The sequence below is a fragment of the Emticicia sp. GW821-FHT11C11 genome (genome assembly GCF_058808615.1).
In genome coordinates, this window is record NZ_JBXARV010000001.1 from 2,279,877 (window position 1) to 2,306,523 (window position 26,647).

General features: G+C 40.8%; 26 protein-coding genes. 13 read left to right on the forward strand and 13 right to left on the reverse strand.

All coding sequences use genetic code 11. The annotated features are described in order from the left end of the window. Window positions 1-172: 172 nt before the first annotated feature. The 3 genes from AC1RRY_RS09770 to rfaD form a co-directional block, all read right to left on the reverse strand. Window positions 173-1,777, reverse strand: coding sequence for a pyruvate dehydrogenase complex dihydrolipoamide acetyltransferase (locus AC1RRY_RS09770; RefSeq protein WP_492815983.1), 1,605 nt, complete (start codon window positions 1,775-1,777; stop codon window positions 173-175). A 265-nt stretch (window positions 1,778-2,042) separates the two neighbouring features. Beyond that, window positions 2,043-3,830, reverse strand: a complete 1,788-nt coding sequence (lepA, locus tag AC1RRY_RS09775; protein ID WP_492815981.1) for a translation elongation factor 4 — start codon at window positions 3,828-3,830, stop codon at window positions 2,043-2,045. A 156-nt stretch (window positions 3,831-3,986) separates the two neighbouring features. Next, window positions 3,987-4,952, reverse strand: a complete 966-nt coding sequence (rfaD, locus tag AC1RRY_RS09780) for an ADP-glyceromanno-heptose 6-epimerase (RefSeq protein WP_492815979.1) — start codon at window positions 4,950-4,952, stop codon at window positions 3,987-3,989. Window positions 4,953-5,163: 211 nt separating this feature from the next. On the opposite strand from rfaD, the gene AC1RRY_RS09785 reads away from it, so the two are divergent. The 7 genes from AC1RRY_RS09785 (at window position 5,164) to AC1RRY_RS09815 (ending at window position 11,685) form a co-directional block, all read left to right on the forward strand. Further along, window positions 5,164-5,574 carry a 6-pyruvoyl trahydropterin synthase family protein gene (locus AC1RRY_RS09785; protein WP_492815977.1) on the forward strand — a complete coding sequence of 137 codons (411 nt, stop codon included), beginning with the start codon at window positions 5,164-5,166 and terminating at the stop codon, window positions 5,572-5,574. A 43-nt stretch (window positions 5,575-5,617) separates the two neighbouring features. Next, window positions 5,618-6,742: a lipid-A-disaccharide synthase gene (gene lpxB / locus AC1RRY_RS09790; RefSeq protein ID WP_492815975.1), complete on the forward strand. Its 1,125-nt coding sequence runs from the start codon at window positions 5,618-5,620 to the stop codon at window positions 6,740-6,742. A 25-nt stretch (window positions 6,743-6,767) separates the two neighbouring features. Further along, complete coding sequence (locus AC1RRY_RS09795; RefSeq protein ID WP_492815973.1) at window positions 6,768-7,253, forward strand: hypothetical protein; 486 nt, start codon at window positions 6,768-6,770, stop codon at window positions 7,251-7,253. A gap of 125 nt (window positions 7,254-7,378) precedes the next feature. Continuing rightward, a complete protein-coding gene (gene sufB, locus AC1RRY_RS09800; protein WP_492815971.1) occupies window positions 7,379-8,848 on the forward strand; it encodes a Fe-S cluster assembly protein SufB in 1,470 nt (489 codons plus the stop codon). Window positions 8,849-9,063: 215 nt separating this feature from the next. Then, the gene (locus AC1RRY_RS09805; protein ID WP_492815969.1) at window positions 9,064-10,083 is read left to right on the forward strand and encodes a ligand-binding sensor domain-containing protein; all 1,020 of its coding nucleotides are present in this window, start codon (window positions 9,064-9,066) and stop codon (window positions 10,081-10,083) included. An 88-nt stretch (window positions 10,084-10,171) separates the two neighbouring features. Further along, window positions 10,172-10,762: a Crp/Fnr family transcriptional regulator gene (locus tag AC1RRY_RS09810; RefSeq protein WP_492815967.1), complete on the forward strand. Its 591-nt coding sequence runs from the start codon at window positions 10,172-10,174 to the stop codon at window positions 10,760-10,762. A 137-nt stretch (window positions 10,763-10,899) separates the two neighbouring features. Next, on the forward strand, window positions 10,900-11,685 hold the full coding sequence (locus AC1RRY_RS09815; protein WP_492815965.1) for an alpha/beta hydrolase: 786 nt from the start codon (window positions 10,900-10,902) through the stop codon (window positions 11,683-11,685). Between the two features lie 142 nt (window positions 11,686-11,827). Here the strand turns inward: AC1RRY_RS09815 and AC1RRY_RS09820 are convergent, their stop codons facing one another. The 3 genes from AC1RRY_RS09820 to AC1RRY_RS09830 are packed head-to-tail and all read right to left on the reverse strand — an operon-like array spanning window position 11,828 to window position 14,977. Next, window positions 11,828-12,679 carry a sugar phosphate isomerase/epimerase family protein gene (locus tag AC1RRY_RS09820; protein WP_492815963.1) on the reverse strand — a complete coding sequence of 284 codons (852 nt, stop codon included), beginning with the start codon at window positions 12,677-12,679 and terminating at the stop codon, window positions 11,828-11,830. A 40-nt stretch (window positions 12,680-12,719) separates the two neighbouring features. After that, the gene (locus AC1RRY_RS09825) at window positions 12,720-14,435 is read right to left on the reverse strand and encodes a GMC oxidoreductase (RefSeq protein WP_492815961.1); all 1,716 of its coding nucleotides are present in this window, start codon (window positions 14,433-14,435) and stop codon (window positions 12,720-12,722) included. 20 nt (window positions 14,436-14,455) lie between these two features. Next, the gene (locus AC1RRY_RS09830; protein ID WP_492815959.1) at window positions 14,456-14,977 is read right to left on the reverse strand and encodes a gluconate 2-dehydrogenase subunit 3 family protein; all 522 of its coding nucleotides are present in this window, start codon (window positions 14,975-14,977) and stop codon (window positions 14,456-14,458) included. A 222-nt stretch (window positions 14,978-15,199) separates the two neighbouring features. Here AC1RRY_RS09830 and AC1RRY_RS09835 point away from each other — a divergent pair, with 222 nt between their 5' ends. Continuing rightward, window positions 15,200-16,027 (forward strand): helix-turn-helix domain-containing protein, encoded by an 828-nt coding sequence (locus AC1RRY_RS09835; RefSeq protein WP_492815958.1) that lies wholly within the window; start codon window positions 15,200-15,202, stop codon window positions 16,025-16,027. Between the two features lie 70 nt (window positions 16,028-16,097). Then, the gene (locus AC1RRY_RS09840) at window positions 16,098-16,721 is read left to right on the forward strand and encodes a hypothetical protein (protein ID WP_492815956.1); all 624 of its coding nucleotides are present in this window, start codon (window positions 16,098-16,100) and stop codon (window positions 16,719-16,721) included. Window positions 16,722-16,730: 9 nt separating this feature from the next. On the opposite strand, the gene AC1RRY_RS09845 is transcribed toward AC1RRY_RS09840, so the two are convergent. Further along, on the reverse strand, window positions 16,731-18,296 hold the full coding sequence (locus AC1RRY_RS09845; RefSeq protein WP_492815954.1) for a S8 family serine peptidase: 1,566 nt from the start codon (window positions 18,294-18,296) through the stop codon (window positions 16,731-16,733). Window positions 18,297-18,448: 152 nt separating this feature from the next. On the opposite strand from AC1RRY_RS09845, the gene AC1RRY_RS09850 reads away from it, so the two are divergent. Together AC1RRY_RS09850 and AC1RRY_RS09855 are read left to right on the forward strand one after the other, a co-directional pair. Further along, the gene (locus tag AC1RRY_RS09850) at window positions 18,449-19,738 is read left to right on the forward strand and encodes an aminopeptidase P family protein (protein ID WP_492815952.1); all 1,290 of its coding nucleotides are present in this window, start codon (window positions 18,449-18,451) and stop codon (window positions 19,736-19,738) included. Between the two features lie 44 nt (window positions 19,739-19,782). Next, window positions 19,783-20,607 (forward strand): N-acetylmuramoyl-L-alanine amidase-like domain-containing protein, encoded by an 825-nt coding sequence (locus tag AC1RRY_RS09855; protein WP_492815950.1) that lies wholly within the window; start codon window positions 19,783-19,785, stop codon window positions 20,605-20,607. Window positions 20,608-20,610: 3 nt separating this feature from the next. Here the strand turns inward: AC1RRY_RS09855 and AC1RRY_RS09860 are convergent, their stop codons facing one another. Both AC1RRY_RS09860 and AC1RRY_RS09865 read right to left on the reverse strand, forming a co-directional pair. After that, window positions 20,611-21,891: a metal-dependent hydrolase family protein gene (locus tag AC1RRY_RS09860; protein WP_492815948.1), complete on the reverse strand. Its 1,281-nt coding sequence runs from the start codon at window positions 21,889-21,891 to the stop codon at window positions 20,611-20,613. Window positions 21,892-21,917: 26 nt separating this feature from the next. Continuing rightward, window positions 21,918-22,085 (reverse strand): hypothetical protein, encoded by a 168-nt coding sequence (locus AC1RRY_RS09865; protein WP_492815946.1) that lies wholly within the window; start codon window positions 22,083-22,085, stop codon window positions 21,918-21,920. 110 nt (window positions 22,086-22,195) lie between these two features. On the opposite strand from AC1RRY_RS09865, the gene AC1RRY_RS09870 reads away from it, so the two are divergent. After that, window positions 22,196-22,714 (forward strand): uridine kinase family protein, encoded by a 519-nt coding sequence (locus AC1RRY_RS09870; protein ID WP_492815944.1) that lies wholly within the window; start codon window positions 22,196-22,198, stop codon window positions 22,712-22,714. A 79-nt stretch (window positions 22,715-22,793) separates the two neighbouring features. Further along, entirely contained in the window at window positions 22,794-23,675 is an 882-nt protein-coding gene (locus AC1RRY_RS09875; protein WP_492815942.1) for a bifunctional 5,10-methylenetetrahydrofolate dehydrogenase/5,10-methenyltetrahydrofolate cyclohydrolase, read from the forward strand. Window positions 23,676-23,708: 33 nt separating this feature from the next. On the opposite strand, the gene AC1RRY_RS09880 is transcribed toward AC1RRY_RS09875, so the two are convergent. The 4 genes from AC1RRY_RS09880 to AC1RRY_RS09895 form a co-directional block, all read right to left on the reverse strand. Further along, window positions 23,709-23,885: a T9SS type A sorting domain-containing protein gene (locus AC1RRY_RS09880; RefSeq protein ID WP_492815940.1), complete on the reverse strand. Its 177-nt coding sequence runs from the start codon at window positions 23,883-23,885 to the stop codon at window positions 23,709-23,711. 358 nt (window positions 23,886-24,243) lie between these two features. Further along, window positions 24,244-25,425 carry a hypothetical protein gene (locus AC1RRY_RS09885; protein ID WP_492815938.1) on the reverse strand — a complete coding sequence of 394 codons (1,182 nt, stop codon included), beginning with the start codon at window positions 25,423-25,425 and terminating at the stop codon, window positions 24,244-24,246. 2 nt (window positions 25,426-25,427) lie between these two features. Continuing rightward, on the reverse strand, window positions 25,428-26,018 hold the full coding sequence (locus AC1RRY_RS09890; RefSeq protein ID WP_492892853.1) for an RNA polymerase sigma factor: 591 nt from the start codon (window positions 26,016-26,018) through the stop codon (window positions 25,428-25,430). 168 nt (window positions 26,019-26,186) lie between these two features. After that, a complete protein-coding gene (locus tag AC1RRY_RS09895; protein WP_492815934.1) occupies window positions 26,187-26,588 on the reverse strand; it encodes a hypothetical protein in 402 nt (133 codons plus the stop codon). Window positions 26,589-26,647: the final 59 nt, after the last annotated feature.

Consider the following 26,647-nt stretch of genomic DNA (forward strand, 5'->3'; position numbering starts at 1 on the left):
TTATTTCTTAGTCTTAATTAACAGAAACTGTGTTTTCTGTCAATAGGTCTGATTAAAGATATTTTTTCTATTTAGTACCCTAACTGACAACAGCATCCGGTACAAAGAAATAAATCCCTCATGTTTTCAGTGAGGGATTTATCAATATAAGTATTATATGTTTCCAGTACAACTATACCAACAACTTATATGGTTCTTCTAACAATTGTTTCAAAGTAACCAAAAATGCTGCACCTGTGGCACCATCTACTACGCGGTGGTCGCAGGTAAGGGTCAGCTTCATGATGTTGGTAGCAAAAAATTGGCCATTTTTAACACCCACAGTTTCTTTGATAGCACCTACCGCCAGAATACAAGACTCCGGAGGGTTGATGATTGAAGTAAACTGATCTATGCCAAACATACCCAGATTACTTACCGTGAAAGTGTTGCCTTCCCAATCTTTAGGTTGCAATTGTTTGTTTTTCGCTTTACCTCCCAAATCTTTGGTTTCTGCGGCAATCTGCGAAAGTGTTTTAGTATTGGCGAAACGGATAACAGGAACCAATAGACCTTCATCAACGGCTACTGCCATGCCGATGTGCACATGGTGGTTTTTACGGATTTTATCACCCATCCACGACGCATTAACCATCTGGTGTTTTGTTAAGGCCGCCGAAACGGCTTTAATTACTATATCGTTGAATGAAATCTTAACCGGTGATAGCTCATTCATCGCTTCTCTGGCCTTGATGGTTTTATCCATCGTGATTTCCATTGTGAGGTAGAATTCAGGAGCAGAGAATTTCGATTCAGCCAGACGACGAGCGATGGTTTTACGCATTTGCGACAACGGCACATCTTCGTAGCTTTCTTGTCCTGCAGGAGCAGCGGCTACTGACGACGCAGCACTTGGAGCGGCAGCAGCAGGTTTCGCTTGTGGTTTGAAACTGTCAATATCGTTTTTCACGATTCTGCCACCTTCACCCGAGCCATTTACATCAGACAGATTAATGCCTTTTTCTTCAGCCAGACGTTTAGCCAGTGGAGAAGCGAGGATACGTCCACTACTTGCATTGGCTGTAGTTGATTCGGCAACAGGTGCCTGTGTAGCAGCAGGAGCAGCAGCTTGTTCAGTTTTTGCTTCAGCAGGTGCAGGGGCAGCAGTTGCGGCACTTAGCAGTGCTTTATAATCGGCACCTTCTTCACCTATTACGGCAATTACCTCGTTTATTTTGGCAGCCTGGCCAGCTTCAATACCAATATAAAGTAAAGTGCCGTCTTCATAGGCTTCCAATTCCATTGTGGCTTTGTCTGTTTCGATTTCAGCCAGAATATCACCCGATTTTACTTTATCACCTACTTTTTTCAACCAGGTATGTATTACCCCTTCTGTCATGGTATCGCTCAGAAGTGGCATTTGTACTGTTTTCGCTTTAATATTTGAAGTATCTACTGCCGGTGCAGCCGGAGCCGCTTGTGGGGCAGGGGCAGCTTCTTTAGGTGCTTCTGTTGGTTGAGCAGCGCCACCGTCACTCAATAAACTTTGAAAATCTTCACCGGGTTTTCCTACAACGGCCATAATCGCATCAACCGGTACCGACTGTCCTTTTTCTACACCAATATAAAGAAGAGTGCCGTCAGCATAAGACTCCATATCCATTGTAGCCTTATCTGTTTCCACTTCTGCTAGAATATCACCTGATTTTACAGTATCTCCAACTTTTTTATGCCATGCTGCAATAACACCTTCTGTCATGGTGTCGCTCATCTTGGGCATTCGGATTACTTCTGCCATTTTATAAAATTTGCGGTTTTGGATTAATGATTCGCGGTAAAGCCCAAACAACTTTTACAGAACACTATTGCTCTGTAAAACGTTACCCAACTTTCTGCAATTTATTTATTTTACTTAGAATCTACTCTGATGATTATCTTCAGTGCCCAAAATTAAAATAAAGTCTGTGAATGTCATTAAGATTATAACAAAAACTTTATAGAATTCTGCTATCCGGATTAAATAAAATGTGCCTCCGCTGTTCAGGCAGGAGGTGCATTTATTGTTAGCTGATCTTCAAAACAGCCATAAATGCTTCCTGAGGCACCTCTACTGTACCAATCTGGCGCATTCTCTTCTTACCTTTCTTCTGTTTCTCCAATAGCTTACGCTTACGTGAAATATCACCACCATAACACTTGGCAATTACGTCTTTCCGTAGAGCCTTTACGGTTTCGCGGGCAATAATTTTTGCACCGATTGCGGCCTGTATGGCAATTTCAAACTGCTGGCGGGGTAATAACTCCCGTAGCTTTTCGCATAATTTCTTACCCCAGTCATACGCTTTGTCACGGTGTACAATGGCCGAAAGCGCATCTACAGGTTCTGCATTCAGCAGTATATCAAGTTTTACCAGATTTGACTCACGGTAGCCTATCAGGTGGTAATCAAGTGAGGCGTAACCTCTCGATATGGTTTTTAATTTATCGAAGAAATCAAATACAACTTCAGAAAGTGGCATTTCAAAAGTAAGCTCAACACGGGTGGCTGTCAGGTAAACCTGATTTTTCAGAATACCTCTTTTTTCCATACAAAGCCCCATGATCGGCCCCACGTATTCGGCAGCAGTAATAATCTGTGCATTAATAAATGGCTCTTCAATCGAGTCTATGTAATTAGGATCAGGCATTTCAGACGGTGCCGAAACCTCCTGTATCTCACCTTTTTTATTAATAACAATGAAACGCACCGAAGGAACGGTAGTCAATACTGTCATGTCAAATTCACGTTCCAGGCGTTCCTGCACAATTTCCATGTGAAGCATACCAAGGAACCCACATCTGAAACCAAAACCGAGGGCGGCGGAGGTCTCAGGTTCCCATATCAAAGCGGCATCGTTTAGCTGCAGTTTTTCCATGGCCTCTCTCAACTCCTCAAACTCAGATGTATCAACCGGATAAATGCCGGCGAATACCATCGGCTTTACCTCTTCAAAACCTTTGATGGCTTCTTTGGTCGGATTCTCTGAATGAGTAATGGTATCGCCCACTTTTACCTCTTTGGCAACTTTGATACCCGAAATGATATATCCTACATCGCCGCAGTCTACGTAGTCGCGGGGTTCTTTCTGCAATTTCAGAATGCCAACTTCATCAGCTATGTATTCTTTGCCAGTAGCTACAAACTTAACTTTGTCTCCTTTGCTGATACGGCCGTTTTTTACCCGGAAAATTACCTCAATACCTCGATAGGAATTGAATGTTGAGTCAAAAATCAATGCCTGCAATTCAGCTTTAGGGTTACCTTTAGGTGCTTTGATACGGTGAATAATAGCCGCCAGAATTTCGGTGATACCGATGCCTTCTTTGGCACTGGCCGGAATAATCGTGTCTCTTTCGCAACCGATCAGATCCACAATCTGGTCTTTCACTTCCTCGGGCATGGCGCCGGGCAGGTCAATTTTATTCAGAACAGGGATAATCTCCAGGTCATGCTCTAAGGCCAGAAACAGGTTACTGATGGTCTGGGCTTCAATTCCCTGCGAGGCATCAACCACCAGAAGGGCACCTTCGCAGGCAGCAATAGAGCGGGAAACTTCGTAGCTGAAATCTACGTGGCCGGGAGTGTCAATCAGATTTAGTGTATATTGTTCGCCCTCAAATGTATAATTCATCTGAATGGCGTGGCTTTTAATGGTAATACCTCTTTCTCTCTCCAGGTCCATGTCGTCAAGCACCTGCGCTTGCATTTCACGGTCTGATATAGTATTGGTAGCTTGAAGCAGGCGGTCGGCCAGTGTGCTTTTGCCGTGGTCAATGTGTGCAATGATGCAGAAATTGCGAATATTTTTCATTTACTGTTCGGTTCCGAGTATGGGAGACAGCACCTATTGGTTTACAGTGTGTCTGTGCTTGTATTGTGACAAATAACGCCGGGGGTTACCTGAAAAATTTGTCTACAAAACAATTAATTGCAAAAATAGTAAGAAAAGGAGGACAAAATGAAGATTTTAAAGATAATTATCTCCAGCCAGATAGTTGCTCACGTAATCGTTCACCGAGTCTTCCAACGAAGTAAATGGTTTTTTGAATCCGATCAGGCGCAGTTTGCTCATATTGGCTTGTGTAAAATACTGATACTTATCGCGTATATCAACCGGTGTATCTACAAAATCAATCTTCGGTTCCAGATTCAGAGCTGCAAAGGTAGCCTTGGCCAGATCAAGAAAAGTACGTGCTTTACCTGTACCCAGATTATAAATGCCCGAATTACGCCTTGAATGCATCAGGTAGATAAGTACATCTATCAGATCTTTGACATAAATGAAGTCGCGCATTTGCTCACCATCTTTGAAGTCAGCCCGGTGCGACTTGAATAACCTCATTTGCCCGGTAGACTGAATCTGATTGTAGGCATGGAAAATAACCGAGGCCATTCTGCCCTTGTGGTATTCGTTCGGACCAAATACATTGAAGAACTTCAGACCTGCCCAGAAGAAAGGCGAATCTTTTTGCGTGAGAGCCCATTTGTCAAAGTCATTTTTCGACTCACCGTAAGGGTTCAGCGGTTTTAGTTGCGGAATCAGCAGTTCATTATCGTCATAGCCCAATTCGCCATTTCCGTAAGTAGCAGCCGATGAAGCATAAATGAGCGGAATCTGATACAGATGGCACTTTTTCCATATCTGCTTCGAGTAATTAAGGTTCAGAGTATTAAAAACTTCCTGGTCAAACTCTGTGGTATCTGTACGTGCACCTATATGAAAACAAAACTCAATTTCAGCCTGATTTTTGTCTAACCATTCAAAGAATACGTCACGGTGCACAAATTCCTGAATTTTCTTGTCCGCTAAATTCTTCATTTTCAGCGGGTTAGAAAAGTCGTCAACCGCAATGATAAAATTAAAGCCATCTTGATTTAAGCGTTGTATCAAACAGCTTCCAATAAAACCAGCGGCACCAGTAACAATTATCATAGAACTTTCAATAGTGTTGTAAGTCTGCAAAATTAGTACATTCTCAAACGTGAATCCATAGACTTAACTTTGATTAAATTGCACTTTTTAAAGAATGTAGTCTATAAACATCTACAGCACAATTAATAAATGCTTTTTTGATGGTATTTTTGTGAACTTTTGAGTGGGGGTATCATCATTCAGAAGCTGTCAACGAAAACAACAGATTATCATGATTTATATAACCAGGCGTGAGAGATTCAATGCAGCCCACCGATTGTGGAATGCACAGTGGCCGGAGGAAAAAAACAGAGAGGTTTTTGGTTTGTGTTCTAATATACACGGGCATAATTGGGAACTGATTGTGACCGTGAAAGGTGAGATTGATCCTGATACAGGATTTGTGATGGATTTAAAAGAATTGAGCCGGTTGATGAAAGCCGAAATAATAGATAAAGTGGACCATACTTTTTTGAACGAAGATGTACCATTTCTAAAAGGGAAGTTTCCTAGTACTGAGGTTTTTGCCGTAGAAATATGGAAAATTCTGGCGCCGGTTATCAAAGACAAATACAGCAGTACACTGCATTGTGTGAAACTGATTGAAACCCCGAACCATTACGTCGAGTACTTTGGCGATTAAGTGTATTTGAACCGTGCTTATTGTCAACTTTGTTTAAGAATGTATGAAATACTTTATCATAGCAGGAGAACGCTCGGGAGATTTGCACGGGTCTAATCTGATAAAAGCCATTAAGCAAACAGATAAAGAGGCCGAAATAAAAGGTTGGGGTGGCAATTATATGCAGGATGCCGGAGCCGATGTATTGATGCACTATAAAGACCTGGCTTTTATGGGTTTTGCAGAAGTATTGGCCAATCTGCCTAAAATACTTGGCTTTTTGGGCTTATGCAAAAAACAGATTGAGGAGTTTAAACCCGATGCCGTTATACTGATAGATTATGCCGGTTTTAATATGCGTATTGCCAAATGGGCAAAGCCTAAAGGTTATAAACTGTTTTACTATATTTCGCCCAAGGTGTGGGCATGGAACCAGAGTAGAGCCTTGCAACTAAAAGAGAATATCGACAAGCTGTTTGTGATTTTTCCGTTTGAGGTTGATTTCTTTAAAAAGTATGATTACGAGGTTGAGTTTGTCGGGAATCCTTTGTTTGATGCCATTGCAGACTTTCAGCCAGACCCCGATTTTCTGGAGCATAACCATCTGACCAATAAGAAAATCATAGCCTTGCTGCCCGGTAGCCGGAAACAGGAAGTTGAAAAAATGCTTGAACTGATGGTAGCTGCCAAAAAGCAATTTCCCGGTTATCAGTTCGTTATAGCTGGGGTAGGGAATCTGTCGAAAGAGTTTTATGAAAAGTTTCTGAGCGATGAAGTGAGCATGGTGACAGACCAGGCGTATGATTTACTAAGCCATGCGCAGGCAGCTATGGTTACCTCCGGTACTGCCACCTTAGAGACAGCCCTATTTAATGTACCCCAGGTAGTGTGTTATAGAACAAGCTGGTTGTCGTATCGTATTGCGAGTGCGCTTATAAGAGTTCCTTTTATATCTCTGGTGAATCTGATTGCCGGCAAAGAAGCAGTAAAAGAATTGCTTCAGGATGAACTGACACCGGATAACATAGCTGCAGAGATTAAAGAAATACTGAGTGATCTTCCTAAACGGAGTGAACAATTGGCTGATTATAAGTATATCAGACAAATATTAGGAAGCACCGGCGCTTCAGCCCAAACCGGGAAAAGAATTGTGGAGTTACTAAATAGCAGTAAATTAATAAATAATTGAGATCCATAAATTAATGCAAAAACCCATGAAATTTAACAAAACCTTGATTCTCCTGACTTTCGCCGTTCTAACTTTGGTTTCATGTAAAGACAAACCTGTGGTATTAAAGTCGAAAACTGAGTTAATGGCCGGCACGTCGTCAAAATCATGGAAGAACACCAAAGCAGAAGCGACTAACCCGCAAGGATTTAAAGTTGATCTGGTTACTTCGCAGCAGACTTGTATTACAGATAACATTCTTATTTTTTATCCGAACGGAACTTATGAGCTAAAAGAAGGTGCCACCAAATGTAATGCGGGTGATCCGGACCTTATCCTTACTGCTAACTGGAGTTTAGTTGAAAATGAAACCAAGTTTAAGATTGATAGAATTGTGTATCTTGGAACAGAGGTAAAAGATACAGTTTTTGAAATTGTTGAATTGACCGATAATACCTTTACCGGAAAGACAACGATGTCGTTGAATGGTGTAAATTATCAGTTTGTTGCCACATTTCAAGCGACTAAATAAATCGATTGATGCCAACGATTGATAATAATTTGACAAATTCGCATATCCTATTGGTATTAAGCCTAAATTTGCGAACAAATATTGCTTGGCAGGTGTTTAATTAACAGAGTATAAAGCAAAAATGCATGAGTAAGGACTTAGAATTATTAGAAGAACTAACAACCTCTGAATATAAATACGGATTTTACACAGACATTGAGGCAGATGAAGTTCCGGCAGGATTAGGCGAAAATGTAGTGCGTTTGATTTCGGAAAAGAAAAACGAGCCTGAGTGGATGCTGGAGTGGCGCTTGAGTGCGTTCAGAACGTGGTTAAACATGACTGAGCCCAAATGGCCCAATGTTAAATATCCGCCTATTGATTTTCAGAGTATTAAATACTATTCTGCCCCTATACAAAAGAAGGTAATCAATAGCCTTGACGAGATTGACCCCGAGTTGCGTCGTACATTTGAGCGCCTGGGTATTTCGTTGAAAGAGCAGGAGCGTTTATCAGGTGTGGCTCAAAAACCTTTGTCGGGTGTTGCTGTAGATGCCGTAATTGACTCCGTTTCTGTAGCTACTACTTTTAAAGCAGACCTGAAGAAACTTGGAATTATCTTTTGCTCTATGTCAGAAGCTATTCAGGAGCACCCTGATCTGGTGAAAAAATACTTAGGCTCGGTTGTTCCGGTGAAGGATAATTTTTATTCTGCACTAAACGCAGCTGTATTTTCTGACGGGTCTTTCTGTTATATTCCGAAGGGTGTTCGTTGCCCTATGGAATTATCTACTTATTTCCGTATCAATGCAGCCGGAACGGGTCAGTTTGAACGTACATTGATTGTAGCCGAAGAAGGCGCTTATGTAAGTTATCTGGAGGGCTGTACTGCCCCACAGCGTGACGAAAACCAGTTGCATGCAGCAGTTGTTGAAATTTATGCTCACAAAAACAGTGAAGTAAAATACTCAACTGTACAAAACTGGTATCCGGGCGATAAGGAAGGGAAAGGAGGAATCTATAACTTTGTGACTAAACGCGGATTGTGTTTTGGCGAAGGTTCTAAAATATCATGGACTCAGGTTGAAACAGGGTCTGCCATTACCTGGAAATACCCTTCGGTTATTTTGCGTGGTGATAACTCTATCGGAGAGTTCTATTCTGTAGCAGTTACCAACAATATGCAGCAGGCCGATACCGGAACCAAGATGATTCATATTGGTAAAAATACCAAAAGCCGCATAGTGTCAAAAGGTATTTCAGGAGGTAAGAGTCAGAATTCATACAGAGGACTGGTTGATATTTCGAGAAGAGCACATAATGCCCGCAATTTCTCTCAATGTGATTCATTACTGTTGGGCGACAGATGCGGTGCGCACACTTTTCCGTATATTGAAGTAAATAACTCTACTGCGTCGGTAGAACATGAAGCCACTACTTCAAAAATTGGTGAAGACCAATTGTTCTATTGTAACCAGAGGGGTATTCCTACTGAGAAAGCAGTAGCTTTGATTGTAAACGGATACGTGAAAGAAGTATTGAACCAATTACCAATGGAATTTGCCGTAGAAGCACAGAAATTGCTCGAGATTTCACTGGAAGGAAGTGTAGGGTAACCGGAATTGATTGTTTATTTCAAATTATATGCGAACCTCTCTGTTTTATGCAGAGAGGTTTTTTTATTGCCGTCAAACCCCAGTAAGTCCGACATTCATCTTAGAAGTTGTTCCAAAAACTTTAACATTTCATTAACCTTTTTTTACTAGTCCTTTAATGAAGCGCAGAGCAAAAACTTCTAGATTTGTCGAGTTCCATTAAAACAAAAAGAAAAATGGCAAAACTTATATACATCTATGCTTTGTTGATGTTTGTATCCTGCACTTTATGCGAAGCACAATACAAATCAGACCTGCTAATAGGTAATAACAAAGTCGAAACAAGAGTGGTACTCACTTCCAATGTACCAGGCACTATCAATCGTACTATCAAGCAAGACAGTAAGGGCAACATCTGGTTTGCGGCATTTGATGGTGTTTATCGGTATGATGGACAATCGTTTACCAATGTTATCAATAAAGTAAGTTCAGCCCGATTTTTTTCTGTTATAGAAGATAGAAAAGGAAGTTTCTGGTTCACTTCTATCGGGTCTGGTGTTTATTATTATGATGGGAAATCCTTTCGGAATTTTACAACCAAGGATGGGCTTGCCAATGATAGGGTTCCTTATAGTTATGAAGATAAAACCGGTAATATCTGGTTTGGTACTGAGGGTGGAGCAAGCCGCTACGATGGAGTATCCTTTCGAAATTATAAACCTAATGGTGGCTTGCCCAATACCGATAATAACGATAATGATGTGAATGCTATTATTGAAGACAAAACAGGGAAATTCTGGTTTGGTACAAGAGGCAACGCCTACGTTTATGATGGAAAAAAATTTACCGTTATTACCAATAATGGTGAAACTTTTACAAATGTTCGTTCGATAATCGAAGACAAAAAGGGAAATGTCTGGCTTGGCGGGAGAGATGGACTCTGGCGCTATGACGGCAGCAAATTCACCAATTTTACAACGGATTTTGTTGGGTTTATCTACGAAGATAAAAATGGAAATATCTGGACAAGTGCTCAAAATGGTTACACCGGAAGGTGGGAGCTTTCCCGTTATGACGCAAAGTCTTTGTCGAATCAAAAGCCAATTGTAACCAAAATAACTTCAGAATATGAAGAGAATAAAGGAATGATTTTCGGAATTTTAGAAGCTCATGATGGAAGTATCTGGTTTGGCGCATTAGATGGGGTGCGTCGTTTTGATGGAAAAGCCATTACCCATTTTAAAAATAAGGAGTAGCAGCCTGATTCAAAGGAAGTTTTAGCAAAAACTTGTTATATAAGCAAGTTAGAAGTAGCTTTGATAAACCTGAGAATCTATCAATTTTATGTCTACCGATCTTGAAATACTTGCTCACGCATTTAGTACCTTAGCCCAAATCGACGAAGACGATTTCAAACTTTCAGCCCCATACTGGCAGCAGCGTAATTATAAGAAGGGTGAATACTATAATGAGTACAGGAATGTATGTAAGTATCTGGGCTTTATTATAGACGGAGTTTTCAGAACTTATTATGTAGATGATAACTCAGGTGAAGAGAAGAATGTATTCTTTTTTTCGAAGAATCAGGTGGTGGTTTCATTTAAGAGCTTTATTACTCAAACTCCCTGCAATTACTATACGCAGTCGATGGTCGATTCAAGAATTCTGTATATCCATATTGACGACCTGAATAAATTGTACCGGACATCTCACAAGTGGGAACATTTCGGGAGGCTCATTGCTGAATTAGCCTTTAATGTTTCCATGAACCGCACCGAGAGTTTTCTGTTTCAGACGCCGGAAAAACGATATTTACAATTACTGGAAGACCACCCGGATATTTTCAATTCTATACCTCTCTATCAGATTTCTTCTTATCTCGGTATTCAGGGGCCTTCATTAAGCCGTATCAGAAAACGCATTGTAGGTAAATAGAGTAGTCAAAAAAAATTTTGAGGTTTTGTTCGATTTTAACTTAGGTTAAAATTATTGTCATGCCGATGTATGACATTTGTATCATAATCATTAACGATTACAACGACAAGAAATTTAAACCATAAAATTTTACTACAATGAAAAATATCACCACCAAAAACATCGTATTTATTACAGGCGCTTTCGTACACAATTCTTCATGGGAAGAATGGCAACGCTACTTTGAAAGTAAAGGTTATAACACCGTGGCTCCGGCATGGCCTTACAAAGATGCGCCAACCGCAGCCGACCTGAGAAACAGACAACCCAACGACACCGATTTAGCTGCTTTAACTTTAGATGAATTGGTAGAACACTACGCTAAAATAGTAAGTCAGTACTCTGAAAAACCAATTATTATTGGTCACTCACTAGGTGGGTTAATTACTCAGATTCTTGTAAACCGTGATCTGGCCGCTGCCGGTATTGCCATTCACCCGGTGCCACCGTTGGGCGTATTTCCTTATGAGTTTTCGTTTCTGAAAGCAGGTTGGAAAGCATTGGGGCTGTTTACATCATTGAAAAAAACATACCTCATGTCGTTTGAAGACTGGCAGTATGCCTTCGTAAACACCATGCCATTGGAAGCGCAAAGAGAAGCCTATGAAAAAAATACAATTCCTGAGTCTAAAACTGTGGCCAGAGGTGGTTTAACCAGTGCTGCCAAAGTTGATTTTGCCAAACCTCATGCACCACTTCTGATAACCTCTGGTGATCTGGATACCATTATTCCTGCGCATTTGAATAACCGTAACTATAAAGCTTATAAAGAATCGGGTTCGGTGTTAGACTACAAAGAATTTAAAGGCAGAAACCACTATGTGCTAGGCCAACCAGCCTGGAAAGAAGATGCCGACTATATATTGGATTGGTTGAAAAAATGATAATAGATTGATAAAAGTAAAGAGGAGAAACCGGTTGGTTTCTCCTCTTTTGCTATAATTCTATTTACTGTCAGTGATTGAAATCACTGGCTATATAAACAAAGGTCTTTTATTAGTAGTACCGACTCAAGTCGGTATTTTTTTACTCAGTTAAGCCTCTTAAAAACGCAATGCTTTTGGGTACATTGATAAGCTCGTTGTTGCTTTCGTCTTCAATGAAGAAATGTTTGATGCCTGCTTTCTTGGCTTCTTTAAAAATGTTCACCCAGTCTGCCTGTCCTGTTCCTAATACTACATCGTTTTCAGCAGGTGTATGGCCTGAAAAATCTCCTTTAATTCCTTTTTTCAAATCTTTTACATGCATCAGTTTCCAACGGTTGCCATATTTTTTCAACAAGGCTACCGGGTCGCCACCACCGTGGGTAGTCCAGAGAACATCCATCTCAAAAGATACGTATTCCGGATTCGTGTTCTTGATGATGTAATCCATCAGTGTTCCATCTTCATAAGGTCTGAACTCGTAGCCGTGGTCATGATAACAAAAAGTGATACCATTTTCTTTCAATACTTTACCAGCGTAGTTGAAATCTTCTACTGCTTTTTTAGCGTCTTCAATAGTGAAATTATCTCCTTTATGAGGTATCCAGGCACACATTACATATTTTGAACCAAGTGCTTTAGCTCTTTTTACAATCTCTTCTGGTTTACGAAGTTCGTCATAACCCGCACCTGTCGATGGTATTTGGATGCCGCGGTCATCGCACATTTTTTTGAATTCTTCTAATGTATAACCCTTGGCGCCACCGCCTTCAATTTCGGTAATTCCCAGAGCTTTAATGAGATCAAGCGTACCCGGAACATCCTTGGGCATCACGTTACGATAGGTGTAAGTCTGTAAACCTATCGGGGCTGTGTACACCAATTTTTTCTTTTGCGCGTTTGCTCCCTGAATGAATATCAAACTTAGTAAAGTGTAGAATATGAGTTTTTTCATAGTGAAAAGGTCATTGAGACCCCGGTTAATTATTTTGAGTTTAAAGATTTTTCTTTTTCATTTCGCTTACTGCATAATTAGCCGCGCGGGCTGTTAATGCCATGTAAGTCAGAGACGGGTTTTGCGTTCCGGTAGAAGTCATGCAGGCGCCGTCTGTTACAAATACATTTTTACAATGGTGCAGAGCATTCCACTTATTGAGCATTGACGTTTTAGGGTCAAGACCCATTCTTACCCCACCCATTTCGTGGATATCAGACCCGGGATTCGACAGCGTATCTACCCCCTTTATGTTTTTGAAACCTGCTTTGGTAAACATTTCTGTAAACTGCTCCAGATAATCTTTCACCATCTTTGCATCATTGTCTGTCCACTCGGCGGACGTAACCAGTTGCGGCACACCGTAAGGGTCTTTGAGCGTTTCATGAAGCCTTACATGGTTTTTCTCGATGGGTACACATTCACCCATCATCCATGAGCTTACACCCCAATTATCGTTCATTTTAGGATACAACAAATTGTTTTTCAAATCTTCACCAATACCCTCGCGACTTGAGTATGAACCTCTGCCTGCACCAACACCTGCTGCGTAGCCCCGTAAAAAATCGGTTTCCTGTGTATACAAGTTTCTGAATCTAGGCACATAACCATTGCTTGGATTCTTGCCATCAGTGGTTTTATCCGGAAATCCGTCATATTCGGCTGATATTTTTCCCCGGTAGTTGTGCCATGAGATGAATTTACCCAACAGACCATTGTCATTGCCAATGCCGTTCGGGAATCTATTAGAAGTTGAATTCAGCAGAACCAGATTAGAGTTTAATGCCGAACCGTTTACAAAAATGATGCGGGCATAATACTCTATCATTTCTTTGGTGTTGGTGTCAACTACCCTCACGCCACTGGCTTTGTTCAGTTTTTCATCAAAGATAATGGAATGAACTGTTGAGAATGGCCGCAGGGTTAGATTTCCTGTACGGGCCGCCCAAGGTAGGGTAGAAGCATTACTGCTGAAATATCCCCCATAGGGGCAGCCTCTGCTGCAAAGATTACGGTGCTGGCACTTGGCTCTGCCCTGTTCGTAATGCACAGGTTGCGGATCAGTGACGTGTGCGCATCGCCCCTGAACCACGTGGCGTTTATTGTCATACTCTTTAACTAAAACTTTCTTTAAGTGTTGTTCAACACAATTGAGTTCTATGGGTGTAAGAAACTCTCCGTCGGGTAATTCCGGCAGACCGTCTTTGTTACCTGATATCCCTGCAAATTTTTCTACGTGGCTATACCAGGGCGCCAGATCTTTGTAGCGAATCGGCCAGTCTACAGCAAAACCATCACGTTGTGGCCCTTCAAAATCAAGGTCGCTCCAGCGTTGGGTTTGCCGGGCCCACATCAATGATTTACCGCCGACATGATACCCTCTTACCCATGTAAAAGGTTTTTCCTCTACAAACGGATGTACACCGTCTTTCATGGCAAAGGGGAGAGTCTCTTCTCTCAGAAACGCGGCTCTGCTCTTAGGATATTCACTCCTGACACTGAGCGGAACCTGCCCGCGATGTTCAAAGTCCCAGGGATTTTTCATGGCTGTGGGGTAGTCCTGAATATGTTTAATATCCCGGCCGCGTTCAAGCACAATGGTTTTCAAGCCTTTTTCGCATAGTTCTTTTGCAGCCCAACCACCGCTGATTCCCGAACCGATTACGATGGCATCGTAGGTATTCTGTTTCTTTATATCAATTGCCAGATTCGCCATTTTTTGGTAGTTTGAATCGCTTATTTTTTTACAGGTACGCAACCGTAGTAATGCCCCGGCGCCATGTTATAGTTCAGAAATTGAGTCTGTACGTATTCTGAGGTGGTGAAGCCGAGTATGGTCAGATTTTTTATAAGTGTGTAAAAATCCTTTAGCCGGGTATCTCCACTTTTTTCAAAAGCCAGTAAAATTTGCTGTTTCTGTGCAGTATCACAATCGGCAAACGATTTGCCGTATTGGTTTTGAGCAGTAGTATCGGTTGCTTTCAGGCCGCTTTTTACGTTTTCCGACACGGCGGCTTCATAACAATCTTTTAACATTTTTTCCAGAAAGGCCGGAATACCCAAAGATATGGCTCCTTTAGTATTAGATTCGGGAAGAATGGTTTCAGCCACAAGAGTAAGTATCTGCTGCTCGTCAGTCTTTAAAAAGCCAGTGGGCCGCACAAGCGATTCAGTATTCCAGCCGTTTGCCCAGGCAGGAACAGCGGTAAGACCACCTAAGGCTAAGGTAAGGTCGCGTATAACTGTCCGTCGGTTCATGAATAAAAATTTTGAATTTAAAGATAAATCAAAATTTCATTCTTTTTAGTTTTTATGAGACAAAATTCAGAATGATAGAGACGTATAATAGAACGTCATCAACTAAAGATAAAAAATGTTTATAAATAGATGAAATAAGGATTCGAGTAAGTATCTTGGCTATGCAAACACTTCATTTCTAATGGTTTGTGCGGCAGACCAACTTTGAACCCTCTATCCTGCATGATTTACCAGAGAATTAAACCTCAACCGGCATTACAGGAATATGTAAAGGAATATTTGCTTCTGCATTTTCAATATGAGGCGGGCAGTGAGCTTATGGTGAAGGCATTTCCACCTTTGCCAGAACATGGGCTGGAGTTTTTTCCTAAAGGGTTGGTTACTTCTGTTAATTATAGTACGGGCATTATCAAAAAAGAACCACGCAATGCTATTTTCGGGCAGCAGGTTTCCCGTATCAATTTTATTATGCCTGCAGAAGAATATATGATGATACGTGTAATTTTCAGAATAGGTGGTTTATACCGACTGCTGAGTATCCCCTTAAGCAATTTTACTGATATCAAGACTGATGCAGAAAGTGTTGTTAACCGGGAGATTCAATTAGTAAACGAGCAACTTGCAGAGACCAAAGACTACCCGGCCATGATAGCTACTGTTGAAAAATACCTGCTATCTAAAACCAAACTTTTAAAGACCTATTTGCAACCGGTTGATAAAGCCGGAGAAACGATTCTGGTGAATCCAATCGGTTTTTCTTTAGACTGGCTCAGCAACCAGGCTTGTCTGAGCCCCAGACAGTTCCAAAGAAAATTTACTGAGCGCATGGGTATTGGTCCGAAATTGTTCAGCCGTATTGTCCGGTTTCACAAGGCCTTTTTATATAAAGAGGCTCACCCGCAAACCGACTGGCTTTCGGTTGCTATCCGATTCGGTTACACCGATTTTCATCATCTGTTTAAAGATTTCAAGGAATTTGCCGGGGTTACGCCCAACACATTACTGGCGCAATATGCGCGATCGCCGGAAAAAATTCTGAATTTAGAATAATGATGTCGTTTTTATACCAAAATCGACCAATTGCTAATGCCTATGTTTGACTATTATTTTAATAATCAACATGGAAAAACTCTACCGAAACACCTCTTATTTTTTCGTGGCTATCTTACTGATGGCCTTTGCAGGATTCTTTAAAAGCTACTTTCATTTGTTCCCTACATTCCAGTCGGTTACAGGCCTGGTTCATTTTCATGCCATTGTGGTAATACTCTGGTTTGCTACATTAATTACACAGCCAATACTGATACGAAAGAAGCAATTGGCTCTGCATAGGCTTATCGGAAAGCTATCTTATTTTCTGGTGGCACTGGTGGCAGTTTCAATGATCTTATTGTTGAGAATATCTCTGCAAAATGAAAACGCTATACTGATTGGGATAGGAGACCTGCTATTTTTTCTGTCGTTTTATATAGCTGCTATGGTTTATGCAAAGAATACAGCTTACCATGTCAGATTCATTGTCATTTCAGTGTTGCCGTTTATTAATCCATCGTTAGGAAGATTGGGTTTGCCTTCACCTTTATTCGGGCTGGCAATTATTATCGGATTAATGATATATGAACGATTCAATAAAAAGATATATAAGCCTTATCTGATTGCACTCCCGGCTTTTCTGATTATCTACATTCTTTTCATTTTTATAATAGATGCCAGCATGTGGAGGGCTTTCTGGAGTTTTTTATAAAAGAGATGCTCAGAGCCAGACTACCTCAATAATCTCTTCCTTAGTTATTACGGTTGTGTGTTTAATCTGATTATTGCGTTTTAGTGTTATGAAGTCATTCTTGGCTTTGTGTGCCTCTTGTGCTACCACAAGAAACGGCGTTCTTTTATGAAAAATAGCAACCGTTTCACCTTGTTTTACAATGATTTCTACTTGCTTGTCGCCCTCGGGTACCGACAACGTGCGTGTGTTGTTTCTGAGTTCGGATGGTTTCCGGTTAGGGTTCAGAATCAGATCCAGAGCTTTTGAGGCATTGGGCACGCCATAACCTATAAAATTATTGCCGAATGGGTAAAGGCTTGAAGATTTCTCGAGGAAACTTTTAATCTCCCGGTTCGATAGTTTGGGGTTAGCCTGTAGCATACAAGCTACAAAGCCGGTTATTACCGGTGCTGCCAGCGAAGTGCCATACAAAGAAAAACAGGAAACATTGGGTTTGAGGTAATCGAGAAAATCCGGGCCAATGCTGCTGTAGCCCATTTTCAGGCCGATTTCGTTGGTAGCTCCTACAGCAATTACTCCTTCTACATCTGCTGGTGTAGAAATGATGCGCCAGTCGCGGTCGGCGCCTTCATTACCTGCTGAAACCACAAGAATAAGCCCCTTTTCTTCTGTAGCAATTTTGGCTGCTTTGGCAATGGTAGTGGTGTTACCATTCATTTGCTGAGGCTTGTAATCTTCTTTGGGGTTCGAGAACCCCTTGGCATAACCCAGAGAGGTGTTAATCAGGCGCACCCCCAGGCTATCCATCCATTCCATTGCCGAAACCCAGTTGTCTTCTTCTCCTCTGAACTCCCTTCCGCCGGTATCTGTTCTGGCCAGATAAAACTTTGCCTGCGTAGCCAGACCAAATTGTATTTTATTGTCATGGGTTTTGCCCGTAATAGCGGTCAGCACTTCTGTTCCATGAAAATCCGATCCTGTTTCTCTTTCATTGAAATGATTGGTCTTACCCGGATTTATATAATCTCTTATACCCAATATACGCTTCTCGTTTAATAAATGTCCTAAGGCAGGAGAATCACTAACCCCATAATAACCGGCGTCAATCACCCCAATGGTAATACCCTCACCATTCATTCCGGCTTGCAGAAAACCATCTATACCAATCTGTTTCATTACGTAGTCAACCCGTAAATCGTCTTGCGCGTTATCAGGGTTGAGTTTAACCGGATATAACTCATTGCCTATAGGGATTACCTCCTGAACAAACGGCAGGTCTTTAACGAACCGGATTTGAGATGATACCAAATAGGCGGAAATACCGTTAAGCCATTTTGATTGATTAATAGGAGCAATATCGTGTTCTTTTAAGACCCCGATGTATTTTTTGCTAACCGGAATATCTGTAAACTGATGCTCGGGGATATTTAATGCCCTTCTGTTTTCTCTGCATTTTTCAGACACAGCGGCTTGCTCACCCGGTTCTTTATCAGTAAACAGAACCCAGTACTTTTGCTGTGAATATCCCTGAAGAGAAAGTAATACGAAGAGGAAAATTTGCCCTAACCTTGCCATACCAATGCAATAATTCATAATTTTATAACCCGGTTCCCAAAATCCGGTTTTCACGGATTCAACTATTTTAATAAACAGCCGTCAGTCTGATTAAATCTGAACATAAATTTAATCGAAAATATCGAGATACTGAATTTTATCGTTAAAACTACCTATAATCAGTTCATTTTATGCGTTACGAAACTATTGATTCCACTCTTTTTTCGGATAACCGCAAGCGGCTTACCTCTTTGCTAAAACCCAAATCGATGACAATCGTTTTATCGAACGAGGTTATACCCAGCAATGCTGACGGAACATTAGGTTTCAGACAGAATAACGATTTTTTTTATCTGACAGGTATTGATCAGGAAGAAAGTATCCTGATTTTGTTTCCGGATTTCCCTGACGAGAATTTTAGAGAGATATTGTTGCTGCGCGAAACCAGCGAGCATATAAAGATATGGGAAGGTGAGAAACTCAGCAAGCCACAAGCTACTGACATATCCGGAATCAGGAAAGTTGTATGGGTGAACAGTTTTGAATCGGTGCTGCGCAAGCTTATTTTTGAGGCAGAGCAGGTATATCTGAACCTGAACGAGCACGATGGTGCCGATTGGAAGTTTCAGAGCAAAGAGAGAAAATTCATTGCTGACTTTAAATTGCAATTTCCGCTACACCGCATGGAACGCCTTGCACCTCTTATGCATCAGCTGCGGGTGGTTAAACGGCCGATAGAAATAAGCCTGATAAAGAAGGCTATAGAAGTGTCGGCGAAAGGCTTGAAACGCATGGCCCGTTATCTGAAACCGGGTGTTTATGAGTTTGAACTGGAGGCCGAACTGACTCATGAGTTTTTAATGAACCGTTCACGTGGCCATGCTTTTCATCCTATTATTGCTTCGGGCGCCAGTGCCTGTGTGCTGCATTATGTTACCAACAACCATCTGTGTGAAAACAATGAGTTGGTTTTACTTGATTTTGGTGCCGAGTATGCAAATTATAATGCTGATATAACCCGTTGCCTGCCTGTAAACGGCCGGTTTACTCCACGGCAAAGGCAGGTCTATCAATCGGTGCTTCGTATCATGAAAGCAGCGCGGAGTATGATTGTAAGTGGTAATACGATGGACAAACTACGCAAAGACGTAGGCAAAGTGGTAGAAACTGAACTGATTAGTTTAGGTTTGCTGGAAATAGTTGCAGTAGAGCAACAAGACCCGGATGCGCCATTATACAGAAAGTATTTTCCGCATGGTATTTCTCACCATCTGGGGCTTGATGTGCACGATGTTGGCAATAGATATGAGGTTTTTAAACCCGGAATGATTTTTACCTGTGAACCCGGCATTTACATACCGGAAGAAAAACTGGGTATCAGGCTGGAAAACGATATCCTGATTACCGATGACGGCAATATTGATCTGATGGCGGGTGTTCCTATAGAAATTGATGAAATAGAAGAAATAATGAATAGCTGACAACAGTTTTAAGCTATCTTTGTACAAGAATAATTACTTAAGCCATGAATCCTCCTTTTAAATATTGTTTGAGCCTTCTTTTGTTTGCCTTACCGATGCTGGTATGGGCGCAAAGTGATGACGAAGCTGTATTCAAACGAAAAATGGCTCTTCCCAAAAGTGAAACCACAGCGCAAACCGCTCTTACTATAGCCAAATCATTTATAGGCCAACCTTACAAAGGCGGTACACTCGATGCCCCGGCTAAAGAACAGTTGGTGTGTAATCTGAAAGACTTTGATTGCTGGACTTTCGTTGAGACCGTTACGGCACTTGCTATTACAAGGCATTCGCCTATACCTGATTTTTCAGTTTTTTTGATGTATCTGAAGAAACTGAGATATAGAGATGGAGAGATAAATGGGTATGATTCGAGGCTTCATTACTTTAAGGAATGGGCCGTAAGAGCAGAAGAGAATAAAATTGCAGAAGACGTAACAGAATCAATGGGTGGGGTGGCGTCTGACAAAAGTATAAATTTTATGACCCAACACCGCGAATTGTACCCTCACCTTCAAAATAATGAAACTTTTGCTGCTATTGAAAAAGTTGAAATGCAGCTGAATGATTTTGACTTCTATTATATACCGAAAACGAATGTCAAAAAAATTGAAAGCGAGATTGAGGACGGAGATATCATAGCCATTACTTCAACTATTGCAGGTCTTGACTTTAACCATGAGGGCTTTGCAATTCGTAAAAATGGAAGAATCCATTTGTTGCATGCATCGCAGGAGTTGAAAAAAGTAATGATTTCAACAGAGCCGCTGACAGATTATCTGACCCGGATCAAAAAGCACTCGGGTATAGCAATTATCAGGCTTCGGTAGGTATTACTTATCAATGATCTGTCCGTCTTTCATCACGAGTTTAATATTGCGCAGATGTTTGATGTTCTTTGTCGGGTCACCTTCTACCACCAGAATATCAGCAAGCAAACCGGTTCTGATTCTTCCTACCTGTTTTTCAATATGAAAAGCATCGGCATTAATACTTGTTGCTGATTTTAAAGCATCCATAGGTTGCATGCCATACTCCACCAGCATTTCTATTTCCCGGGCATTATCTCCATGGGCAAAAACTCCTACATCACCTCCCATGCATATTTTCACGCCTGATTTCAGTATTTCCTTAAATGCTTCTTTTTTCTTTTGAATTCTTTCGGGGTCAGGCTCAATTCCCTTTTTCCAGCCACGGTATTGTAATATGGCGTCACCGGCTGCCAGAGTAGGGCATAAGTATACATTTTTTTCGGCCATCAGTTTCCATATTTCAGGCGTTCCGTTATCACCATGTTCAATGGTCTCTACCCCGCCATGAATAGCCCGAAGCATTCCTTCCGGTGTTGATGCATGCGCCACAGTTGGTCTGCCTGCACTCTTTGCGGTAGCAACAATCAGTTTAATCTCGTCAAGTGTGAACGTCGGTGCTGCCTCACCTCTGAGCCCCCAGCGGTAATCTGCATAGATTTTTATTAAGTCGGCTCCTTTGCCAATCTGGTTTCTCACTTTTTTTATCAGATCATCATGGCCGTCCGCTTCTTCTGCCCCTTGCGGCACACTAATATCTGAAGCAAAACCCTTCGGTGCATAACTCCCTGTTGCTACAAGCGCTTTGGTAGCAATCAGTAATCTCGGTCCGGGAATTATGTTTTCATTGATAGCTCTCTTTAAGCCCACATCATCAAATTCAGCGCCCTCAGTTCCCAGATCTCTTGCAGTTGTAAAACCCGCCTTCAATGTTTTTTCAGCGTGTGTTACGGCTCTGGCTGTCCGGTACGAACGCGGTTCTTTCAAGACCTGGTCGTCCCACGGTGTTTCGTTATAGGGGTGAAGAAATAAATGCGTGTGCCCTTCTATCAAGCCCGGTAAAAGTGTACAGTTTTTGAGCTCAATCACCCTGGTGTTTTTAGCAAGGTCTTTTTCAATTTCTGTCTGCAGACCCACCTGTTCTATTTGATTGTTTCTGATAAGCACACCGTAGTTTTCATGAATCTTTTCTCCATCAAAAACACGGGCAGGTTTCAGATAAATCAGGTTCTGCGCCATAAGAACATCCGACCATAGAATACTAATGATAAACAGCAGGATTCGGGAAAGCATATATCTACGCATAATGTTGATGATTTATTGGTGGAGTATTATTGCCTGAACCTTCTGAGACCTATCATGCCTACTGTTATGAAAATGAGGCCCATCACCATATTTGAATTGGTCACTTTGGGACTAAAAAAGCGGAGTGAAATAATTAATAGGCCGCAGGCAATGGCTACATAGCTGGCATAATAGGAAAGTTTGTTTCTATTCATTGGTATTAGTTCTAGGGTTGGTTTGAATTTAATTCAAAAATAAAATTTTATTTATTTTTTTCTTTCTTTTACCTGAAATTTACATTTTTACGAAATAATCATAGAGACTCATGCTTATTGGAATAGGGGGGATAAGCCGCTCAGGCAAAAGTACATTGGCTAATCTTTTAGTAAGTTATTTCAGAAAAAATGGAAAAAAAGCGATCATTTTCCATCAGGATGATTTCGTTTTTCCTGAAACACAGATTCCGAAAATAAAGAACCGGACAGACTGGGAATCGCCGCACTCAATTGATTTCCAATTGTTTGAAGAAGTGCTTATACAATTCAGTGAAAAATTTGATGTAGTAATAGCCGAAGGATTATTTGCGTTTTACAGTGAATCTATCAACCGGCTTTTCGATAAAAAACTATTCGTGAAAGTATCGAAAAGAACTTTTCTGATTCGGAAATCGATGGATACACGCTGGGGATATGAGCCGACATGGTTCATTGACCACATCTGGAGCTCGTTTCATAGATTCGGAAAGCCGTCTGCCGACCTGAAAGATGTGCTGACTCTGAGTGGAGAAGATGAATTTGACATGGAGCAAGTGATCAGATATATTAACAAAGGGCAGAAGGTATAGGAAGTTCAGATTTTTAATTATTAATTTTTGAATTTGTTGTATTTAACAGACCTTTGCACTCTCATTAAAAATCAGTTCGATGAATCTCATAGACGGGAAATTAATTTCGGCTCAGGTAAAATTAGAATTAAAAGAAGAAGTTGAAAAATTGAAGGCAGAAGGCGGTAAAACACCGCATCTGGCGGCGATATTAGTTGGCAGCAATGGCTCTAGCGAAACCTACGTGGCCAGTAAAATCAGGTCTTGCGAAGAAATAGGATTTAAGTCGACGCTTATCAGAAGAGACGATAGCCTAACTGAAGAAGAATTGCTGGAGGTTATTAAACAATTGAACGAGGATGAAGACATTGATGGCTTTATAGTTCAATTACCATTGCCACCACAAATAAATGTAGAAAAAGTAATAGAATCGATTGACCCAAGAAAAGACGTAGACGGGTTTCATCCGATCAACATCGGAAGAATGGCCAAAGGCTTACCTGCCTACATTTCTGCTACACCGTTTGGTGTGCTGGAGCTGATTAAAAGATACAATATAGAAACTGATGGCAAGCATTGCGTAGTAGTAGGCAGAAGCCAGATTGTAGGGTTGCCCATGAGTATTCTGATGCAAAGAAACGCGTATCCTGGTAACTGTACGGTTTCATTGGTGCATAGCCGTACCCGGAATCTGGCGGAAATAACCCGTCAGGCAGATATTCTGATTGCCGCACTCGGGAAGCCGGAATTTATTACTGCAGATATGGTAAAAGAGGGGGCAGTAGTAATTGATGTGGGTCTTACACGGGTAGTAGATACAACTAAAAAAAGTGGGTTTGCCTTGAAAGGAGATGTGAAGTTTGATGAAGTAGCTCCGAAAAGTAGTTATATTACACCTGTACCGGGTGGCGTAGGATTAATGACAGTAGCTGCTCTTATGCATAATACGCTGCTATCTGCCAGAAAAGAGATTTACCAATAGAACAGAGAGGAGCAACTCCCCTCTGTTCTACTTTTAGTGATTGATAAACACCTGGTGAGTAACTGACTTACCATTTCCTATATGTAGTTCTACAAAATAGACGCCATCTTTCAGCTTATCTACGTCAAATTCTTGTTGGCCGCCAGTTTCCAGATACTGTTTTTGAACTATCTTTCCTTTCGAATCTTTAAGTAATGCTGTTGTTTTCATCTTAATTCTTTTTATAGTTGCCGGAGTAAAACAATTGACTCTTATATATAGACGTTTTATAGACCGGAAATTGTTGCTCAGGTTTAAGCTTTTAATATATTTTTAATTACACCGGCTATTCTTTCGCCAATTTTTAGGTACAGAATATCATGTGGTACCATCGATTCCTTGTGAAAAGAACCTTCGTGAATTAAAATTGTTTGCAAATTTTATCGGACGGTAATAAAAGTAAAGAGGCCATTAAACGTTTGTTGCGTTTAATAAAGAAGATAAACGGGGAAGTAGAATATGGATGAAATGTCAGCGGATAAGCAGGTGAAATGATTACTCAGTAAAAATGCCAAGCTATAATTAAGAATTAAGGGCGGAATATAAGCTTAGTGGTATAAAATTTACCTTTCTGAAACTGGAAGTAGATTTTACCAACCCTGATCACCGTCATTTCCTTAATATTGTCAGGATTTTCAATGTCGTCTTCTAGTGTATGAATACTACCGTTGGTCTTTTTGGCTATCTGAACATAATCTGACTGAAACGCCAGGTCTTTTTTGTAGGTCTCTCCACACAAAATAATGTGTGTTTTCTTCTTTATTTTCGACAGATGCTTCATGTCTTTCACAGGGCTGCTGTTATCGGCAATCATAATGATTTCATCTGCCTCAGGGAAATTCTTCTGTGCAAAAAGCAATGCTTCTATGTTATTTTCGGCTCTGTCCTTATTGTTTTCGGTATTGTTAATGGCGGCAAACATATTGTCCCACAATTGCATTTCGTCTTTTTCTTTAACCATAAACATTTTACCGGGTAGTCTGCCTCTGGTCTCATTCCCAAGGCTATCGCAATCGGTAAAGAAAACCACACCTTTAATACTGGTATTCACTGAGTTTTCGGTTATCCAGTCAAAAACCTGTGTAGTATAAGGAAACATGCTTGAGGTCATGTCGCATACGATTACTACATTCTTCCATTTTTCGGCATTCCTGTCCAGTGCCTGATAAGAGGTAAGCTCATAGGTTTTACCCAACTGGCGCACCCTCGCGATTTTGTCGCTCATAGAAATGGCAGAGGCATTCAGAAACCGTATTTCTTTGTCCACCAGCTCATTATGTATTTCAGGAGAGGTCGTAATCTTTCTTGAGGCCAGCTTGTTGACTTTCAGACTGGCAATTGAAGAGGCGGTATTTGTTTCTAAGATAAGCGGTTCTTTAACTACAGACGGGGCGATGTTCGATTTCCTCTTGGGTTCGTCTGGTATCACATCAACTATGGCAGCCGTAGACGGTTCCTTTTCGGGTTTTAATTCCGGAAGATCTGACTTATTATTTACAGCTAGCGGTTTTACTACCGGGGTATTATTGAAAGAAAACAAATAATAACCCAATCCAATCATTAATACAACAGCACTGGGAAGAGCGAAGCGTAAAATATTGCTAATCATTATTTTGCGCTGCATTTTCTTCCAGTCATCCGGTGAATAACCCGGCTGGAAATTTTCCAATTTCTCCCTGATTACCCTATGAAATTTTTCTTCTTCTGACATGACTACAATCTTTTTGTTAATTTTTGACGAAGTAACCCATTGGCTAATGAAAGATTGGCTCTTGAAGTACTTTCTGCAATATTTAACATTACGGCAATTTCTTTATGCGAATAACCCTCTATGGCATACAAATTGAATACAACACGATAGTTTGTCGGCAAGCTTTGTATGGCTAGCATGATGTCTTCAGACGACAACCGGGCGTAAACGGATTCGTCGCCATAATTGGGTTCAGCAATGTTATCGTTTAATTCTGCTGATTGTTTATGAATATTTTTTCTATAATGGTCTATGGCTCCGTTAATCATGATCCGGCGAAGCCACGGTTTAATACTTTCAATACTGTCGATTTTATGGAGATTTCTGAAGACTTTTAAGAAACCGTCGTTCATTATTTCCAAAGCGTCTTCTCTGTTTTCACAGTAACTCAAACACGCAGATAAAGCAAACCCATGAAAATGCTCGTAAAAGATTTTCATAGCCCTTTCATTGCCTTTCAGGCAGTCTTCGACAACCTCCATCAAACTATTCGAGGTCAATAGCTTTTTTCTGGTTAAGGTTTTTAAGTAAATTTCTGCTGTCTGAGTTATCACTGGAAATTTACGATTGAATAGTGGAGACTACTTTCAATTAAGACGTAAATAACCGGTCAAAACGCTGTGTGAAATAATGTATTTTCTCAAAAAAAATCAGGCCGGCAAGTGTGATGAGTACAAGCGGGAGAAGATAATTATTCCTGTATTAATTGTCTGCGATACAAATTACAGCCGGGCTGCGACCCTTGCTACTGGTCTGTTCCTTTTAGGAAAGACGTAGTCGAAACCGTTTTGTATTTTCAGATTATAATCAAAAAATTCAAGCGCCCTTTGTAGCCGATTACGGTTAATAGCTACAAAATACGGTTGTTTGCCATTACTTTTGCGCACTAAACGGGCATCTAATTTAAAAATGGTACCTTCCGGAAAGCTGCCTACCAGCTTTGACGGACAACTGATTTTGATGTCGCAAGGTACCTGCTGTCCGTTAATGGTGCTCAGCCGCATTCTTTTTTTGCTGTTGTCATAATATGATTCAGCAAAGATATCCAGAAAGAATATTTTGTTCAGTTCCGGAACATCGTCCAGTAATGACAATTGCATCAGTTTTTGTTGTTTAAGTGCCATGGTATACTTTATTATTAATTATTCCATGAATATTGCAAATCTATACAAAATTTGAAAAT